Here is a 17,298-nt window from a genome sequence, read left to right on the forward strand (position 1 = left end):
GTTTTCGGGGAGGAAAGTCGTGCTTGTGGATCGGTTTGCCAGTGGTGTGCGTGCTAGAATTTGCCTCGTTTTTTATGGTTGCGTTTCGCTTCTGAACTGCGTTTTTGATCGTTTTACAGTCTGGATTCGCCGGTCTCCTGCTTTCCTTGTCTCCTCTGCCGCGGGTGCCACGACTGAATCGGAAAGCCCGTCTTGAAAGAATTTCCTCCTTCCAACATCGTCATCGTTTCGCGTGAAAGTCGCCTTGCCATGTGGCAGGCCGAATACGTGCGAGACCGTCTGGCGGCATTATATCCGCAGTGCAGCATCAATATCCTCGGCACCACCACGCGCGGCGACCAGATCCTGGATCGCACGCTCTCCAAGGTCGGCGGCAAGGGTCTGTTCGTCAAGGAGCTGGAAGTGGCGATGGCCGAAGGCCGCGCCGACCTGGCCGTGCACTGCCTGAAGGACATGCCGATGGATCTGCCCGAAGGCTTCGAGCTGGCCGCCGTGCTGGAGCGCGAAGACCCGCGCGATGCCTTCGTCTCCAACGACTACGCCTCGCTGGACGACCTGCCCGACGGCGCCGTGGTCGGCACCAGCAGCCTGCGTCGCCAGGCCATGATCGCCGCCCGTTATCCGGAACTGGTGGTCAAGCCGCTGCGCGGTAACCTCGATACCCGCCTGGGCAAGCTGGATCGCGGCGACTATGCCGCCATCATCCTGGCCGTGGCCGGCCTGAATCGCCTGGGCCTGAAGGCGCGCATCCGCGCCTTCCTGGCGCCCGAGCAGAGCCTGCCTTCGCCGGGGCAGGGGACGCTGGCCATCGAAATCCCCGAGGGCCGCGACGACATCAAGCGCCTGTTGGCGCCGCTGCATGACGAAGCCGCCGCCGTGGTCTCGGCGGCCGAACGTTCGGTCTCGCGCATCTTCGGTGCGAGCTGCCAGATTCCACTGGCGGCCTATGCCACGCTGGACGGCGATCGCCTGCACCTGCGCGCCATGATCGCCACGCCTGACGGCGAACAGGCTGCCGCCGCCGAAGCCGAAGGCACGGCAGCCGCGCCGGAAGCACTGGGCGCCCAGGTTGCCGATCTGCTCAAGGCCCGTGGCGCCGACGCCATCCTGGCCGCCTGCAAGGCCCAGGCCGATGCCGCTGCCAGCTGAGCCGGCAAGCCGCTTGCCGGTGGTGGTCACGCGACCACTGCAGCAGGCGCAGGCCTTTGCCGACGCCGTGCGGCAGCTGGGGCGGGCAGCGGTGGTGTTCCCGCTGCTGCAGATCGCGCCGGTCGAGGATGTCGGCACCCTGCGGGCCACACTGTCGCGGCTGCAGGAGTTTGCGCTGGTGGTCTTCGTCAGTCCCAATGCCATCGATGCCGCATTCGCTCACCTGGATGGCTGGCCAAGTGAACTGCCGATAGGCATCGTCGGCGAGGGCAGCCGGCTGGCCTTGTGCGCGCATGGCGTACAGGCTTCCAATACCACTCTCTATGGCCCGCAGCGGGCCGACAAGATGGATTCGGAAGAATTGCTCAAATCCCTCCCCTTGGAACAATTGCGCGGTCGTCGTGCTCTGATCGTGCGCGGCCAGAGCGGCCGTGACTTCCTGAGTGAAGCATTGCAACAACACGGCGTGATGGTCGAACACCTGACCGCCTATCGCCGCCTGGCCCCGGTGCTGGATGCGCAAACTCGCCCGCAGCTGCTGGATTTGCTGGACGGCGGAGCCGACTGGGTGATCACCAGTTCGGAGGCCTTGCGCAATTTGCTGGAGTTGGCAAGACTAGCCGGGGGCGAGGAACGTGTGGTAAAACTGCAACGACAGCGTATCTTCGTCTCGCACCACAGGATCGCCGAGAACGCACGGGAGCAGGGCTTCGTGCAGGTGATCCAGACCGGTTCGGGCGATGAGCGCCTGCTTGCTGCCCTTGCTGCCTCTGCTACTTGAGTGGCCGCGTAATTTGCCGCGTTACAATCCAGCCCATGAACGAACAGCAATCCACTCCCCAATTGCCGGAGCCCCAGCCGCAAGCCAGCCAGAGCGCTGGTGCGGCCGCCTCGCAGGCGTCCTATACCTTCACCACGCCGGACGGCACCGCCGTGATCCGCCGTCGCCAGCGGGCACAGACCGTCGTGCTGCTGCTGGTCATCGCCGGCCTGGGCGCACAGTGGTGGGTCTCGCATACCGAATTGCGCGACCTGCGCAGCGAAGTGGCGCAGCGCCTGCAGAGTGGCGACAACAGCAGCAATGAGCTCAAGGGCGTGTTGAAGAGCGTGCAGGAAAGCACCAAGGAACTGCAGTCCAAGGTCAGCGTGCTCGACAGCAAGCAGGCCGAATCCCAGAGCCAGCAACTGGCCCTGGAACAGATGTACCAGGACCTCAACAAGAACCGCGACGACTGGGCACTCTCCGAGATCGAGGAAGTGCTCTCTACCGCCGACCAGCAGCTGGAACTGGCCGGCAACGTCCAGGGCGCCCTGATCGCCCTGCAGAATGCCGACAAGAGCCTGTCGCGCTCGGACAAGGCGCAGTTCATCGTCATCCGCCGCGCCATCGCGCGCGACATCGAACGTCTGAAGGCACTGCCGACGGTGGATATCGCCGGCATCGCCGTGCGCCTGGACAGCGCCATCGGCCAGATCGACAACATGCCGTTGCTGGTGGACGAGCGTCCGGTGGAATCGGCCACCGAACCCCGGCCACAGCGCGTGAGCCCGGCGCCCGCTGCGGCCCCGGTCAGCAAGGCCAATGCCGCGCATCCCAAGACCAACACCAAGGCCGAAGCCGCACCGGCCGAAGCCTCCGCCTGGTCGCAATGGCTGGCCGGCGCCCGTGAAACCTGGCAGAGCATGAGCACCGAGATGTGGTCCGAGCTGCGCCAGTTGGTGCGCATCCGCGAAGTGCAGACGCCCGAGGCGATCCTGCTCTCGCCCGGTCAGGCCTATTTCGTCCGCGAAAACCTCAAGCTGCGTCTCTTGAATGCCCGCCTGGCGCTGCTCTCGCGCAATGAGTTCGCCTTCCGCAACGATCTGGCCTCGGCCCAGGACACCATCGCCAAGTATTTCGATACCCGCGCCAAGCAGGTCCAGACCACCCAGTCGCTGTTGAAGCAGGTGCAGGGCAGCAACCTGTCCATCCAGTTGCCCACGCTGGCGGAAAGCCTCAACGCGGTGCGCAACTACAAGGCCCGTCCCTGAGCCGCTGACGCATACCTGATATGAAAATACTGCTCTGGCTCCTGACCCTCTTCGCGTCCGCCATCGGCCTGGCCGTGCTGGCACGCTTCAACCCGGGCAATGTGGTGCTGTTCTACCCGCCGTACCGCATCGACCTGTCCCTGAACTTCTTCATCTTCGCCGTGCTGGCGGTGTTCCTGGCGATCTACGTGGTCATCCGCGCCGTGCGCCTGACCCAGAAGCTGCCTGGCCGCGTGATCGCCTATCGCCGTGCCAAGCGCGAGAACGAAAGCAACAAGGCCCTGCGCGATGCGCTAAAGGCCTATTTCGAAGGTCGCTTCGGCCAGGCTGAAAAGTCGGCCACCCGTGCCTCCGACCTGGCCGACAATGCCGGCATCGCGGCCCTGATCGCCGCCCGCGCCGCGCATCGCATGCGCCAGGGCGAACGCCGCGACATCTGGCTGGCCAGCACCGAGGTCGATCCCACCCTGAAGGCGGCGCGCCTGATGACCGCGCTCGAACTGCAGGTGGATGAACACCACTTCAAGCAGGCGCTGGAAACGGTGGAAGAACTCAACGCCAACGGTACGCGCCACATCCAGGCGTTGCAGTGGGCGCTCAAGGCCAACCAGCAAGCCAAGAACTGGCCCGAGGTCTTGCGTCTGCTGCAGACCCTGGACAAGCGCAATGCCCTGCATCCGGCGCTGTCCAACCGTCTGCGCGAGATGTCCTACGACGCCTTGCTGTCGGACAGGGCGCACGATGCCGAATCGATCCGCCTGCTCTGGAACGGTGTTCCCGGCACCGACAAGCTCAAGCCCTACATCGCCGTGCGCGCGGCCCAGGCCTTCTCCAGCCGTGGCCTGCATGACGAAGCGCGCAGCCTGCTGGAACGCGCCCTGGCGGCCGACTGGGATATCCGCCTCTTGCGTGCCTACCGCGAATCGACGGCCGAGGCAGGCTCGCCGGCGCTGCTGTCGCAGATCGAGCATTGCGAATCCTGGCTCTCCCGCAATCCCACCGACGCCGAACTGGCCCTGACCCTGGGCATGTTCTGCCTGCGCCAGAAGTTGTGGGGCAAGGCCCAGCGCCATCTGGAGCAAGCCCTGTCGGACGCCATCGAGCCGCGCACCGTGCGCGAATCGCATCTGGCGCTGGCGCAGCTGCATGAAGCGCTGGACCAGCCGGACCAGGCCGCCGCCCACTACAAGCAATGCGCCCTGGCCACGGCCATCCGTTGAACTTGTTGCAGGCAGGAATGACCAAGGCGGAAGCGGCGCAAGCCCTTCCGCCTTTTTTGCAGGCGACTGTCATGTTGGCGTAAGTTGCAGCCGCCAAGATGCAGACCCAAGTCCGATTGCCGCTATAATTGCGGCTTTCCGCGATCAGGCCCGCCGTACGGCCTGCGCGAAAAAGCTTTCTGTTTTCTTTCCCTAGTGAGAATCCCATGAGCCTGAACAACGTCCCCGCCGGCCGCGACCTGCCCAATGACTTCAACGTGATCATCGAGATCCCGATGAACGCCGATCCGATCAAGTACGAAGTGGACAAGGACACCGGCGCCATCTTCGTCGACCGCTTCATGGGCACCGCCATGCACTACCCGTGCAACTACGGCTACATTCCCCAGACCCTGTCGCAGGACGGTGACCCGGTGGACGTGCTGGTGATCACCCCGTTCCCGCTGATCCCGGGCGTGGTGGTGCGTTGCCGCCCGATCGGCGTGCTCAAGATGGCCGACGAATCCGGTATCGATGCCAAGCTGCTGGCCGTGCCGGTCGACAAGATCCTGCCGATCTACACCCACTGGCAAAAGCCGGAAGACCTGAACGAACTGCGCCTGAACCAGATCAAGCACTTCTTCGAACACTACAAGGACCTGGAAAAGGGCAAGTGGGTCAAGGTCGAAGGCTGGGAAGGTCCGGACGCTGCCCGCGCCGAAATCCTGGCCGGTGTGGAAGCGTTCAAGAACGCCAAGTAATCCCGACGCCGTACCAAGAAAAATCGCCCGACAGGCGCAAACCTGTCGGGCGATTTTTTTTGATCCGTCGGTTACCAACCACACCCGTTCGGACTGAGTAGGCCCGAATGGGCCGTATCGAAGCCTGTCCTGAGCCTGGCGAAGGGGCGCTCCGTCAGCGCCTTGTCTGCGGCTGCCGCGTCTTCGATACGACGCTGCACGTCTACTCAGTCCGAACGGTCTGGAGAGGGGCTCAGGCTAGTCTTAATCCAGCTTGGCGGCGTGCTCGCGGGTGGCGTGGAAGGTGACTTCCGGCCAGCGTTCCTGGGTCAGGCGCAGGTTCACGCCCGAGCTGGCCAGGTAGGCCAGGTTGCCGGCCGCATCCACAGCCAGGTTGGCACCGGCCGAGGAGCGTTCGAAATCGGCCAGCTTCTTCTTGTCCTCGCAGGTGATCCAGCGGGCGCTGCTGATGCTGGTCCCTTCGAAGACGGCATCCACGCCATATTCGTTCAACAGACGGCTGGCCACCACTTCGAACTGCAGCACACCCACCGCACCCAGGATCAGGTCGCTGCCGGTGACCGGCTTGAAGACCTGCACCGCGCCTTCTTCGCCCAGCTGCTGCAGGCCCTTGTGCAACTGCTTGATCTTGAGCGGATTGCGGATGCGCGCCACCCGGAAGAAGTCCGGCGCGAAGTAGGGGATGCCGGTGAACTGCAGCATCTCGCCTTCGGAGAAGCTGTCGCCGATCTGCATGTTGCCGTGGTTGGGCAGGCCGATGATGTCGCCGGCATAGGCCTCTTCCACCTGCTCGCGGCTGGAGGCCATGAAGGTCACCACCGAGGACACCTTGATGTCACGGTTCAGGCGCAGGTGCTTCAACTTCATGCCGCGCTCGAAGCGGCCCGAGCACACGCGCAGGAAGGCGATACGGTCGCGGTGCGCCGGGTCCATGTTGGCCTGGATCTTGAAGACGAAGCCGGAGAAGGGCTCCTCGGTCGGCTTGACCTCGCGCACGGTGGCGTCGCGGCCGCCCGGACCGGGCGCCCAGTCCAGCAGCGCGTCGAGGATCTCGCGCACGCCGAAGTTGTTGATGGCCGAACCGAAGAACACCGGCGTCTGCACGCCGGCCAGGAAGTCGTCCAGATTGAAGGGGTGGGAGGCGCCATGCACCAGCTCCACCTCCATCTTCAGTTGTTCGATCTCCAACGGGAACATCTCTGCCAGCTTGGGGTTGTCGATGCCCTTGATGATTTCCACGTTGCCGTTGGCGCGTTCTTCGCCGGCCTTGAAGAGCATGATCTCGTCGCGCAGCAGGTGATACACGCCACGGAAGTTCTTGCCCATGCCGATCGGCCAGGTCACCGGTGCACACTGGATCTTGAGCACCGACTCCAGCTCATCGAGCAGCTCCAGCGAATCGCGGGTCTCGCGGTCCAGCTTGTTCATGAAGGTGATGATGGGCGTATTGCGCATGCGGCAGACGTTCAACAGCTTGATGGTCTGCTCTTCCACGCCCTTGGCGGCGTCGATCACCATCAGCGCCGAGTCCACGGCGGTGAGCACGCGGTAGGTATCTTCGGAGAAGTCCTGGTGGCCCGGGGTGTCAAGCAGGTTGACCACGTGGTCGCGGTACTCGAACTGCATCACCGAGCTGGCCACCGAGATGCCGCGCTGCTTTTCGATCTCCATCCAGTCCGAGGTCGCATGACGGCCGCTCTTGCGGGCCTTCACGGTACCGGCCAGCTGGATCGCACCCGAGAACAGCAGCAGCTTTTCGGTCAGCGTGGTCTTGCCGGCGTCAGGGTGGGAAATGATGCCGAAGGTACGGCGGCGCTTCACTTCGCGCGCGATCAGGTCGGACGAGACCTTGCGGCCACCGCTGGAGACGTCCGAAGCGTCGGAGGCGTCGTCGGCAGCGCTGCTGGCGACGTCGGGGAGTGCGTTGCTGGGTTCTTGCATGGCGGGTCGCCTGTTTGGAAAGCTCTGGAGAACCCGAGATTATAACTGAAGCGGCCCGCGCTCCCGCATGTTTGCCGGATGGCAAGCTCTGCCGGGGCGGGCCGTTGCGAAGAGTGCTTTGTAACGGTGCTCAGGAACGTTCTCCTCAGGAACGTTCGTCACGGCGCTCTTCGCGCCGAGGATGCTGGTCGCGTTGCTGCTCCCTCTGCTGTTGCTGGCGTGCCTGCTGCTGAACCTGCTGGCGTTGCGCCTGTTCCTGGTGTTGGCGGGCCTGTCCCCGCGACTGTTCCATCTGGCGCTGCTGATCATGCTGCTGGTTCTGCAGCTGCTGCTGGCGCATCTGCTGTTCACGCTGTTGTTGTTGTAATTGCCGTTGCTGCATCTGTTGCTGGTGCTGCAGTTGCTGTTGCGTCTCCTGCTGGCGCATCTGCTGTTCACGCTGTTGCTGCTGCAATTGCCGTTGCTGCGTCTGTTGCTGATGTTGCAGTTGCTGTTGCGTCTCCTGCTGGCGCTGCTGCCATTGCCGCTCCTGCGCCTGTTGCTGCTGGCGTTGTTCCCGGCCTTGCTGCTCGCGCTGGTCCTGCTGCTGGCGGATCATCTGTTCGCGCTGGCGTTGCTGCTCATTGGCCTGCTGCTCCCGTTGGTGTTGCTGCTCCACCGCCTGGCGCTGACGCAACTGATCCTGCTGGGCCACGCGCTGCTGGACATTGTCCGCCACCGGCAGCGGGCGCGGCTGGGCGCCCGGCATCGGGTGATCGCGCCACGATGGTGCGGCCTGGGCCTGAGCTTGCCCCAGACCGGGCGGCGGAGTCAGGGCGGGTGCCGGTTGGCGGGCGTAACGGCCACCGCCGCCATAGCGCGCATCGTGATGCCAGACCACCGGCCGCTGGTTGACCGTCACGTTATTGACCACCCGGGTGTTGTTGATGTTGTTCACGTTGGTGACATTGGTGACGTTATTGATGCGGGTCTGGCTCACCATCACCTGCCGTTGCCGCCAGTCGGGACGGGCATCGCCGAACACCGCGTTCATCACGCCGATGCCGGCGCCAAAGCTGATGCTGGCCGAGAAGCCCGGCGCATAGCTGGGCGGGCGATAGCGTGGCGGCGGCGCCCACACCACGGGCGGCGCCGACGGCCACCACCAGTCGCCATACACCACCACCGGGTTGTAGTAGGGCACATAGACCACCTGCGGGTTGACCGGCACGATCTCGATCATTTCATCCTGCACCACTACGCGCTGCTGCGGGCTGGATTCCAGCGTACCGGCAATGCGCGCACGCTCGCGCAGGTTCTGCACCGTGTCCATCACCGATGCCTGCTGGCCGAGGAAGGCCTGGCCCATCTGCTGGGTCCAGTCCAGGCGGTCATTGAGCATGGCCAATACTGAGGGGAATTGCACCAGCGCCTTCACGCTCGGGTCCCAGGGCATGGGCGCCACCGCCCGCGCCAGGCCATCGCCTTGCAGGCCGGGGCGGGCTTCCACGAAGCGCTGCGCCTGCACCACTTCCAGCGGATAGGTCGAGGCCATCAGCACCTGTGCCAGTAGCGAATCGGGATACAAGGCCACCGGCGCCAGCATCTGGTCCAGTTGTTGCTGGGTGTAGACGGGCGGGGCGGCCGGTACCGCGGGGTAGGCACTTTGCGCCTGCGCGGGCAGGCCCGAGACCAGTGAAAACAGCAGGCAGGCGGCCCAGGCCAGGGATTTCTTGTTCACGTCATTCTCCTTGCCGAGTTGCGCGGGAAGGAAGGGGCTTGAAGAAGTATTCGGCTTCCAACGCATTGAAGTGAACCTATAGTCCGTCAACCGGCAAGAGGGAGGTGTAACGGAAGTGCAAGCGATGTTTCAGTGGCCGGATGGGGGCGCAACCTGGTGGCAACTTGGTCGTGCAGGCCGCTTGCCCGGTGGAAAGCCTTGCGCAAGGCGGGGGCGGGTGTGGCATCATGAACGGCCACGGAACAAATCTCATCAATGGAATCGATCAATCGAGCAATTAATCGGGCGGCCTTTAGCCCTTGCGCAGATCAATCATTGACACGACCGGAAGAGGGGAAACGTTCCAAACTGTTTTCGCAACACCGCATCAGGCAATCTTTTTACGACAACAAGCCATCAAGCAAGGAACGACCATGAGCCATCACCTGATCTGGCGGCGCGATGATTTCCTCATCGACACCGATCCCGACCGGCTGGACATCCCCCTCATCCACGACGTATTGACCCAATCGAGCTGGTCCCCCGGCATCGACCTGAACACCGTGCGCACCGCCATTGCCAACAGCCTGTGCTTCGGCCTCTATCGCGGCAAGGAGCAGATCGGCTTCGCCCGCGTGGTGACCGACCACGCCACCTTCGGCTACCTGTGCGACGTCTTCGTCATCAGCGACCTGCGCCGCCAGGGCCTGGGCCGCTGGATGATCGAGTCGGTGAACCAGCATCCCACCCTGCAGAAGCTGCGCCGGGTCATGCTGACCACCTCGACGGCCCCCTGGCTGTATGCCAGCTGTGGATTCGAAGCCATCAATCGCGGCGATTTCGTCTGGCACATCTCCCGGCCGGACATCTACCGGCAGGCCAGTCCGCAGTAAATGCATCGACGGCGGAGCGCAGCGCGTCGCTCCGTCGTGGTCTCTACCTTCGCTCTCTTTTTTCTCCGCCTTCTCTACCTTCCCCGCACTGCGCTGCCGTTGGTCGAATGGCTGTCGCCGCACCCTCCGCGCCTTCCCCGTACTTTTTCCTGTATTTCCCACTGTCGTCTTTGTCTGCTTACGTGTCCACGTCGCTCGGCAAGCTGCTTCGCCGTCCAGGGCAAATGTAAAGACGCGTCGAAATGAACGAAATTCCCTGACGAAATCTACGATACAGCATAAAATTTGTCACAAATACGAACCATTATCATTCGTATTTAAATAAATGAAACTGACAAATTTTTCTTCGATCAGGATAACTTTGATGTCACCCTCCCTCTTTGCATCTGCCGTTCCCGCATCAAACTCCCATCCCTCCCTGCGTCCTCTGTGCCGTGCCATGCTGATGGCCGGCATGGCCGGGTTCACCCTGTGTGCGCAGGCACAGCAAGCAGTCGCCGACCAGAGTGGCGCCTTGCCCGAGGTCACCGTCTCGGCCCCGCAGGTCGAGCAGCCGCCCACCGAAGGCAGCGACAGCTATACCGTCAAGCGCAGCCGCTCGGCGACCAAGTTCTCGCTCTCGCCGCGCCAGACGCCGCAGTCGGTGTCGGTGGTCACGCGTGCCAGGATGGAAGACTTCCATCTCACCAGCATCAACGATGTCTTCGCCACCACGCCCGGAGTGACGGTGGACCGCGTGGAAACCGACCGTACCTACTACACCTCACGCGGTTTCGACATCACCAACTTCATGTTCGATGGCATCGGTATCCCCATGACCTACGGCCTGATGTACGGCGATACCGAAATGGCCATGTTCGACCGCGTGGAGATTGTGCGCGGCGCCAACGGGCTCACCACCTCCACGGGCGACCCGTCGGCTACGATCAACTTCATCCGCAAGCGGCCGACCACGGATTTCCAGGCTTCGGCGGCGCTCAGCTATGGCTCGTGGAATACCCGCCGGCTGGAAGCCGACATCTCCGGTGCCGTCAACGAGGCCGGCACTGTTGCGGCGCGAGTGGTGGCAAGCCATCAGGAGGGCAATTCCTACCTCGACCGCTATCGCCCTACGCGCGACCTGTTCTACGGCGTGGTGGAGGCCAACCTCAGCAGCAGCACCCTGCTGACCCTGGGCTACAGCTATCAGAAAGTGCATGGCAAGGGCGCCATGTGGGGAGCCTTGCCCCTGAGCTATACCGATGGCACGGCCACGCATTACGGCAGCAATACCAGCACATCTGCGGACTGGTCGCGAATGGATACCGAACAGCAGCGGGTCTTTGCCGAACTGAGTCAGGACCTCAGCGCAGGCTGGCAATGGAAGAGCACGGTGGGCTATAACGAGATGCGTACCGATTCCGCCCTGTTCTATGTCTATGGCACACCCGACAAGAGCACCGGCGGCGGGCTGTATGCCTATCCCAGTCTGTATGCCGGCGTGAACCGCCAGGCCTACCTGGACAGCAACCTCAGCGGCAAATACAACTTGCTGGGGCGCGAGCATGAATTCAACCTGGGCGTGAATCTCTCCAACTCCCGTGTAGTCGATGTCAGCAACTACGGCCGTGGCATCGGCACCGAGCTGTTCGGGCAGCAGGCCTTCGATGGCAGCTTTGCGCTGCCGGTCTTCGATGACGGGACCGATGGCAGTCGCTACACCGACCGCCGCAAGAGCGTCTATGGGGCCACCCGCCTGAACCTGTCGGACCGGGCGAAACTGATGCTGGGGGCCAACTACACCCAGGCCGACGCCTCCGGCTACGCCTATGGCGAACCGCATGCGCTGGCGCAGTCGGCGCTGTCGCCCTATGTCGGCCTGACGGTGGACCTGGATGAGCATTTCTCGGTGTACGGCAACTACACCAAGATCTTCAATCCCCAGACCCGAACCGATGCGGCCGGCGCCGTGCTGGCCGCCGCCCGCGGTCGTTCGTATGAACTGGGCGTGAAGGGGGAGTTTGCCGACGGCAAGCTCAATACCTCGCTGGCCGTGTTCCAGGTCGACCAGAGCAATGTGGCCGAACAGGCCGGTACCATCGGCGCCCGCGCCTATTACCGTGGCATCAATGCGCGCTCAGAAGGGATCGAATATGAGGTGTCGGGTGAGCTCACCCGCGACTGGCAGGTCGGTGCCGGCGTGGTCTGGCAACGCATCACCGGTGACGAGGGCAAGCAGGTACGCCTGTACGTCCCGCGCCGCCAGCTGCGCCTGTCGACCACCTACCGCCTGCCGCAGCTGGAAAAGGCCAAGATCGGCGCCAGCCTGAACTACCAGAGCAAGAGCAGCTACGACAGCAGCAATACCGCTTACCAGGGCGGTTATTCGGTGTTGAACCTGATGGCCAGCTATGACATCAGCAAGAACCTGACCCTGTCGGCCAGCCTGAACAACGTGCTCAACAAGCAGTACCTGACCACCGTCTACTGGAGCCAGTCCTACTATGCGGCACCGATCAACGGCACGGTGAGCCTGCGCTGGAAGTATTGAGCGGCGCGGCGCATTGCCATTGCCATTGCCATTGCCAGCGCCGGCCCGGATGCCGGCGCAGGCCGCTCATTTGCGCTTGCGCCGGCTCGGTGCCATCTCCCGCATGAGGGCCACGAAGCGCTGCGCGCCCAGGCCCAGCGGGCGGTCCTTGCTCCAGACCACGTCCACCCACATGCGCTGCTGGTTGCTGATGTTGTCGAAGTCGATTACCACCAGCGCGTCAGCCTCGATCTGGGTCTGCACCAGGCTGTGTGGCAGGTAGGCCCAGCCCAGGCCCTCGCGCACCAGCGACAGCGTGGCCAGGTGATTGTCGGTGCGCCAGATCTGCCGCGCCAGGAAGAAGCGCGGGTCGGAGATGCGGGCATCGCGGCTGGCCACGGCGATCTGGCGGATGTCGTACAGGTCCTCGTAGCGCAGCTTGCGCTTCTTGCGCAGCCGCGCCGGATGATCCGGCGCGATCACGGCCACCATCATCTCGCTGCTGAATTCCTGGAAGGCCTCACGGTCGTTGCCGGCATGGCGCTCGAAGACCAGTGCCAGTTGCGCCGTATTGTCATAGAGCATGCGCATGGCGTCGGCCTGCGGCGAGGACAGCACCTCCACCTCCAGCGAGGGGAATTCCGTGGCCAGGACTGCCAGCGGCCGGGCCCAGGGAATGGACAGCAGTTCCGGCGCCACGGCCAGCGTCAACTTGCGCTCCAGCCCGCGATGCATGGCCAGGGCGTGGGTGTCGAGCTGGCGCAGGGTGCTGGCCAGCAGGCGGGCATCCGGCTCCAGTGCCCGCGCCAGTTCGGTGGGACGGGCGTCGCGGGCGGTGCGGTCGAACAGCACCAGGTCCAGTTCCGCTTCGAGCTGGCTGATGGTCATGCTCACCGAGGAGGGCACGCGCCCCAGCGCGCGCGCTGCCGCAGAGAAGGAGCCGCTGTCGAGGACGGCCAGGAAGACCTTGACGTTGTCGCTGGAGAAAGCCATGGCAGGGAAGGGTGGCGAAGCGGCCAGCGATCTATCAGAAAAACTGAAAGAAGCCGACTTCTTCTATCAAAAACATCATCATAGAATGCTTTCCATTGCAAGACCAGCCGTGTTGCTTCAACCACAGCCTGTGGCCGGCCAGGGCTTGCAACAGGAGAACTCATGCAAGGTTTCAAACGCAAGCTGGTCTACGCCAGCCTTTTCGAGGCGCTGGCCATCGTCTTCACCACGGTGGGCCTGACGGTATTCGCCGGCCACGACAGCAGCCATTCCTGGGCGGCAGCGGTGGCGTCCTCCACCATCGCCTTCCTGTGGAACTTCGTGTTCAATGGTCTTTTCGAGCGCTGGGAAGCACGCCAGCCGCGTCGTGGCCGCAGCTTCGGCCGTCGCGCAGTGCACGCCATCGGTTTCGAGGGCGGGCTGGTGATGATGCTGGTGCCGCTGTTCGCCTGGTGGCTGGACATCAGCCTTTGGGACGCGCTGGTGCTGGACTTCGGGCTGATCGTCTTCTTCATGATCTATACCTACCTGTTCAACCTGCTGTTCGACCGCATCTTCGGCCTGCCCAGTTCGGCCTTGCCGCTCGAGTCGCAGCCTGTCCAGGCGAAGCCGGCGGCACCGATCGCAGGCACCCGCTGATCCCGGCGCGGGTAGCGCCACTGTCTGACCGCCGTATTGTTTTAAAATAGCGCGCTACCCATCCCGCCAGGAACTGCCATGTACGTCCCCGCCCATTTCGCCCAGACCGATACTGCCGAGCTGCATCAGCTGATCACCGCGCATCCCTTCGGCGTGCTGGTTTCGCACACCGCTGGCGGGCTCGATGCCAACCACCTTCCGTGTCACCTCGATCCCGTGCAGGGGGACTTGGGTACCTTGCACCTGCACGTAGCACGCGCCAACCCGCTGTGGCGCGAACTGGCCGACGGCGATGCGGTGCTGGTGGTGTTCTCGGCCGGTGACGCCTATATCTCGCCCAGCTGGTACCCCAGCAAGCATGAAGCCCATCGCCAGGTGCCCAGCTGGAACTACATGGTGGCGCATGCCCATGGCCGGGTCACCATCCGCGACGACGAGCGCTACGTGCGCGGCGTGGTGGCCCGCTTGACGCGCACCCATGAAGCCGCCGAAGAAAAGCCGTGGAAGATGTCGGATGCGCCCGCCGAATTCACCGATACCCTGCTGCAGGCCATCGTCGGCATTGAGATCGAGATCACACGTCTGGAAGGCAAGCGCAAGCTGAGCCAGAACAAGGAAGTGCGTGACATCGTCGGCGCTGGTAATGCCTTGTTGGCACGTGGCCACGCGGCAATCGGCCAGGCCATGCTGGAGGCTGCAACGAAAAAGTCATAAGGCCACGGTGCAGCTTGTCCGCTGATGGACTGCAAATTGGCTGCATATCGGCGCTTACTGGTAACTAATTGCGCGATGTCAGTGAAGTTACGTACACACGTACTGACCGCCTCTGTGTAGAATTCCCCGCATCGGTGCCTGGACACCGTTCCGTTTTTCCCGCTTGCAACGAGGGCACCCATGTCTTCCCTGTCCCCTTTGTCCCCCCATGCTGCCCGCAGTGACTCCCTTGGCTGCTCCGCCCGGAGCCTGGGCCAAAGCCAGGAACTGCAGGGCAGCGAGTTCAGTTTCTATCGCAAGCGGGTCGACGGCCAGGAATTGTCCCAGGTGCATACGCCGCCCTCGGATCGCGGTTTCCTGGTCGGCATCTCGATGGCACCGCAGCACCGGCGCAGCATCTTCCGGGGCAGTCAGGCGGCCCGCTTCGATTTCGGAGCGGGTGCCGTCTATACGCGCGATTTTTCCGAGGAATATCGGGCCGATCTGCAGGGACCGTTTGATTTCCTGCTGATGGAGCTACCGCTGTCCTGGTTTCATACTGCCAGCGATGAGCTGCGCGCCGGGCAGCGGCGCGTGACCGGCCTGGCGACCGTGACCGGCCAGTCCGACCTGATCCTGGCCCACCTGGCATGCGCGCTGGCGCCGGCACTGGCACAGGCCCGGCCCCAGCCAGACAGCCTCCTGTTCGTGGACCAGCTAGGCGTGGCCATCGGTACCCACCTGCTGCGGCGTTACGGTGGAGCGTCGGCACCATCTTCGCAGACCGTGCGTCTGTCGCGCCTGCATGAGGAACGCGCCAAGCAGATGCTGTTGCAAAAGGGGCGGGGCAACGTTTCCATTCCCGAGATCGCGCGCGAGTGCAATATGTCGGCCAGTTATTTCCTGCGCGCCTTCAAGGCCAGTACCGGCCACACGCCCCACCAGTGGCTGCTGGTGCAGCGCGTGGAAACGGCACGCCACTACCTGCGCCAGACCGAACTGTCGCTGGCGGAGATCGCGCTGGCTTGCGATTTCTGTGACCAGAGTCATTTCAGCCGTGTGTTCACGCAGGTGGCAGGGACCACGCCGGGCGCCTGGCGTCGTAGTCAGCGCTGAGGTGCGCTCGGCTGAAAATAGAGGGATCGGGCGCTGATCCGACACCGACCCGCTTACGGCACGCGCGGCAGGTCGAAGCTGAAGATGCTGCCGCCGGACGGCGCAGCGCTGGCGCGCAGGCGTCCCCGATGACTTTCGATGATGGAGCGGCAGATGGCCAGGCCCATGCCCATGCCGTCGTCCTTGGTGGTGTAGAAGGCATCGAAGATGCGTGATATCGCCTCTTCGGCAATCCCCACGCCGTTATCCTGCACCCTGACCTCGACCCGCTGCTCGTTGCAGCAACTGGCGCTGATGCTCAGCGTACCGGTCTTCTCCGGTGCTGCATCCATGGCCTCGAGGGCATTGACCACCAGGTTCAGCATCACCTGCTGCAGCTGCACCAGGTCCCCCAGTACATAGACGTCCACCGGATTGAGCGCCAGGTTCAGCGCCACTTCGCGTCGCTCCAGCTCGCTGCGCGAGAGCATCAGGATGTGCCGGATCAAGCCATGCAGATTGACCCGCGTGAAGGAAGGTTCCGTATTGCGCGTCAGGTTCTGCAGCCCCTTGATGATGCCGGCGGCACGCTTTCCCTCGGTGATGATGTCGCGCAGTCCGGCGCGCGCCTGTACCAGTTCGGGCGTGGGACGGTCCAGCCAGCGCAGGCTGGCGCCGGCGTTGGAGACGATGGACATCAGCGGCTGGTTGATTTCGTGGGCAATGGAGGCCGTCAGTTGTCCCACGGTATTGGCGCGCGAAACGCGCTCCATGTCGATCTGGGCGGCGCGGATCGCATATTCGGCCTGGCGTCGCACGGTGATGTCGGTGGCGGTGCCCATGTATTCGACGAAGGTGCCGTCCACCCACACCGGCTTGCCGATGCCGGAGAGATAGCGCACCTCCCCGGTGTCCTGGCGGCAGATGCGGTGCTCCACGCGGATGGTGCCACCCATGGCGACAGCGGCGTTGACGGTATCGATCACTTCCTGCCGGTCATCCGGATGCATGATGGCGGCGAACTCGTCATAGGTGATGCAGTTGCGGCCCGGTGCCAGGCCGTAGATGCGGCACAGCTCGTCGGAGCAGAACATCAGGTCCTCGCGTACCAGGTAACGCATGCTGCCGGTATGGTTGAAGCGCTCGCCCTGCTTGAGCAGTTCGCGACTGGTACGCAGTTCGCGTTCGATGCAGAGCAGTTGTTCATTTTCCTGCAGCAACTGGGCGTGGGCAGTGGCATTGGCCAGTGACACCGCTGCATGGGCAGCCAGTTGGCCCGCCAGATGGGCGAGCTCTGGCGCCGGAGCCGACGCATAGTAGAGATACAGCCAACCCTGTTGCTCGCCCTGGTGCAGCAGGGAGAGAGACAGCGTTGCGCCTGCCAGTTCCTCGGTGCTGGCGATGCGGTCGCTCGTGGGGAAGTCACCAGGGTCGTCGGCCCGACGCGTCTCGGCCTCGATCAGCGGTACCCCGGCCTGCTGTCTTACCAGCAGGCAGCGTCGGGCGCCGGCCAACAGGCAGACGGTATGGGTGATGGCGGCCTTGAGGCGATCCGGGTCGCGTATGGCACTGAGGTCGCGCAGGGCTTGCAGCAGGGCATCGTGGTCGTCGGGAGACGATGGGGCGGACGGCAAGGGGTTCTCCTGGCGAGTGGGGCAAGATGGGACAGGTCCGTATTGTGCCGTATCCGATGGCG

The 17,298-nt window shown here is 63.7% G+C and carries 14 protein-coding genes; 10 read left to right on the forward strand and 4 right to left on the reverse strand.

Annotated features, from left to right (window positions below; genetic code table 11):
* Positions 1-192 precede the first annotated feature (192 nt).
* The 5 genes from hemC to ppa all read left to right on the forward strand — a co-directional run bounded on the left by hemC (position 193) and on the right by ppa (position 5,140).
* Positions 193-1,149, forward strand: coding sequence for a hydroxymethylbilane synthase (hemC, locus tag HFRIS_RS10665; protein WP_006463341.1), 957 nt, complete (start codon positions 193-195; stop codon positions 1,147-1,149).
* Positions 1,133-1,930 (forward strand): uroporphyrinogen-III synthase, encoded by a 798-nt coding sequence (locus tag HFRIS_RS10670; RefSeq protein ID WP_006463342.1) that lies wholly within the window; start codon positions 1,133-1,135, stop codon positions 1,928-1,930. Before hemC ends, HFRIS_RS10670 begins: the two co-directional genes overlap by 17 nt.
* Positions 1,931-1,965: 35 nt before the next feature.
* The gene (locus tag HFRIS_RS10675) at positions 1,966-3,180 is read left to right on the forward strand and encodes a uroporphyrinogen-III C-methyltransferase (protein ID WP_039875273.1); all 1,215 of its coding nucleotides are present in this window, start codon (positions 1,966-1,968) and stop codon (positions 3,178-3,180) included.
* Between the two features lie 20 nt (positions 3,181-3,200).
* Positions 3,201-4,400, forward strand: coding sequence for a heme biosynthesis protein HemY (locus tag HFRIS_RS10680; protein ID WP_006463344.1), 1,200 nt, complete (start codon positions 3,201-3,203; stop codon positions 4,398-4,400).
* Between the two features lie 206 nt (positions 4,401-4,606).
* Positions 4,607-5,140, forward strand: coding sequence for an inorganic diphosphatase (ppa, locus tag HFRIS_RS10685; RefSeq protein WP_006463345.1), 534 nt, complete (start codon positions 4,607-4,609; stop codon positions 5,138-5,140).
* Positions 5,141-5,383: 243 nt separating this feature from the next.
* Here ppa and HFRIS_RS10690 read toward each other — a convergent pair whose 3' ends face one another.
* Together HFRIS_RS10690 and HFRIS_RS10695 are read right to left on the reverse strand one after the other, a co-directional pair.
* On the reverse strand, positions 5,384-7,081 hold the full coding sequence (locus HFRIS_RS10690) for a peptide chain release factor 3 (protein ID WP_006463347.1): 1,698 nt from the start codon (positions 7,079-7,081) through the stop codon (positions 5,384-5,386).
* A gap of 145 nt (positions 7,082-7,226) precedes the next feature.
* Positions 7,227-8,801: a DUF3300 domain-containing protein gene (locus HFRIS_RS10695; protein ID WP_006463348.1), complete on the reverse strand. Its 1,575-nt coding sequence runs from the start codon at positions 8,799-8,801 to the stop codon at positions 7,227-7,229.
* 413 nt (positions 8,802-9,214) lie between these two features.
* On the opposite strand from HFRIS_RS10695, the gene HFRIS_RS10700 reads away from it, so the two are divergent.
* Together HFRIS_RS10700 and HFRIS_RS10705 are read left to right on the forward strand one after the other, a co-directional pair.
* A complete protein-coding gene (locus HFRIS_RS10700; protein WP_006463349.1) occupies positions 9,215-9,673 on the forward strand; it encodes a GNAT family N-acetyltransferase in 459 nt (152 codons plus the stop codon).
* A 364-nt stretch (positions 9,674-10,037) separates the two neighbouring features.
* Positions 10,038-12,203 (forward strand): TonB-dependent siderophore receptor, encoded by a 2,166-nt coding sequence (locus tag HFRIS_RS10705; RefSeq protein WP_152486683.1) that lies wholly within the window; start codon positions 10,038-10,040, stop codon positions 12,201-12,203.
* Between the two features lie 66 nt (positions 12,204-12,269).
* On the opposite strand, the gene HFRIS_RS10710 is transcribed toward HFRIS_RS10705, so the two are convergent.
* Entirely contained in the window at positions 12,270-13,175 is a 906-nt protein-coding gene (locus tag HFRIS_RS10710; RefSeq protein WP_006463351.1) for a LysR family transcriptional regulator, read from the reverse strand.
* 162 nt (positions 13,176-13,337) lie between these two features.
* Here HFRIS_RS10710 and HFRIS_RS10715 point away from each other — a divergent pair, with 162 nt between their 5' ends.
* From HFRIS_RS10715 to HFRIS_RS10725, 3 genes are all read left to right on the forward strand, one after another.
* Positions 13,338-13,814 (forward strand): PACE efflux transporter, encoded by a 477-nt coding sequence (locus tag HFRIS_RS10715; protein ID WP_006463352.1) that lies wholly within the window; start codon positions 13,338-13,340, stop codon positions 13,812-13,814.
* 78 nt (positions 13,815-13,892) lie between these two features.
* Entirely contained in the window at positions 13,893-14,528 is a 636-nt protein-coding gene (locus HFRIS_RS10720) for an FMN-binding negative transcriptional regulator (RefSeq protein WP_006463353.1), read from the forward strand.
* A gap of 180 nt (positions 14,529-14,708) precedes the next feature.
* On the forward strand, positions 14,709-15,623 hold the full coding sequence (locus tag HFRIS_RS10725; protein ID WP_006463354.1) for a helix-turn-helix domain-containing protein: 915 nt from the start codon (positions 14,709-14,711) through the stop codon (positions 15,621-15,623).
* A 53-nt stretch (positions 15,624-15,676) separates the two neighbouring features.
* Here the strand turns inward: HFRIS_RS10725 and HFRIS_RS10730 are convergent, their stop codons facing one another.
* Positions 15,677-17,236: a sensor histidine kinase gene (locus HFRIS_RS10730; RefSeq protein ID WP_006463355.1), complete on the reverse strand. Its 1,560-nt coding sequence runs from the start codon at positions 17,234-17,236 to the stop codon at positions 15,677-15,679.
* Between the last annotated feature and the right edge of the window lie 62 nt (positions 17,237-17,298).

This window comes from Herbaspirillum frisingense GSF30 (genome assembly GCF_000300975.2).
GTDB classification, from domain to species: domain Bacteria; phylum Pseudomonadota; class Gammaproteobacteria; order Burkholderiales; family Burkholderiaceae_D; genus Herbaspirillum; species Herbaspirillum frisingense.

Excerpts from the sequence above, each read along its gene's own strand:
- HFRIS_RS10670 (WP_006463342.1), top strand. The coding sequence starts at position 1,133 with ATGCCGCTGCCAGCTGAGCCGGCAAGCCGCTTGCCGGTGGTGGTCACG.
- HFRIS_RS10675 (WP_039875273.1), top strand. The coding sequence starts at position 1,966 with ATGAACGAACAGCAATCCACTCCCCAATTGCCGGAGCCCCAGCCGCAA.
- HFRIS_RS10680 (WP_006463344.1), top strand. The coding sequence starts at position 3,201 with ATGAAAATACTGCTCTGGCTCCTGACCCTCTTCGCGTCCGCCATCGGC.
- ppa (WP_006463345.1), top strand. The coding sequence starts at position 4,607 with ATGAGCCTGAACAACGTCCCCGCCGGCCGCGACCTGCCCAATGACTTC.
- HFRIS_RS10690 (WP_006463347.1), bottom strand. The coding sequence starts at position 7,081 with ATGCAAGAACCCAGCAACGCACTCCCCGACGTCGCCAGCAGCGCTGCC.
- HFRIS_RS10700 (WP_006463349.1), top strand. The coding sequence starts at position 9,215 with ATGAGCCATCACCTGATCTGGCGGCGCGATGATTTCCTCATCGACACC.
- HFRIS_RS10705 (WP_152486683.1), top strand. The coding sequence starts at position 10,038 with ATGTCACCCTCCCTCTTTGCATCTGCCGTTCCCGCATCAAACTCCCAT.
- HFRIS_RS10710 (WP_006463351.1), bottom strand. The coding sequence starts at position 13,175 with ATGGCTTTCTCCAGCGACAACGTCAAGGTCTTCCTGGCCGTCCTCGAC.
- HFRIS_RS10715 (WP_006463352.1), top strand. The coding sequence starts at position 13,338 with ATGCAAGGTTTCAAACGCAAGCTGGTCTACGCCAGCCTTTTCGAGGCG.
- HFRIS_RS10720 (WP_006463353.1), top strand. The coding sequence starts at position 13,893 with ATGTACGTCCCCGCCCATTTCGCCCAGACCGATACTGCCGAGCTGCAT.
- HFRIS_RS10725 (WP_006463354.1), top strand. The coding sequence starts at position 14,709 with ATGTCTTCCCTGTCCCCTTTGTCCCCCCATGCTGCCCGCAGTGACTCC.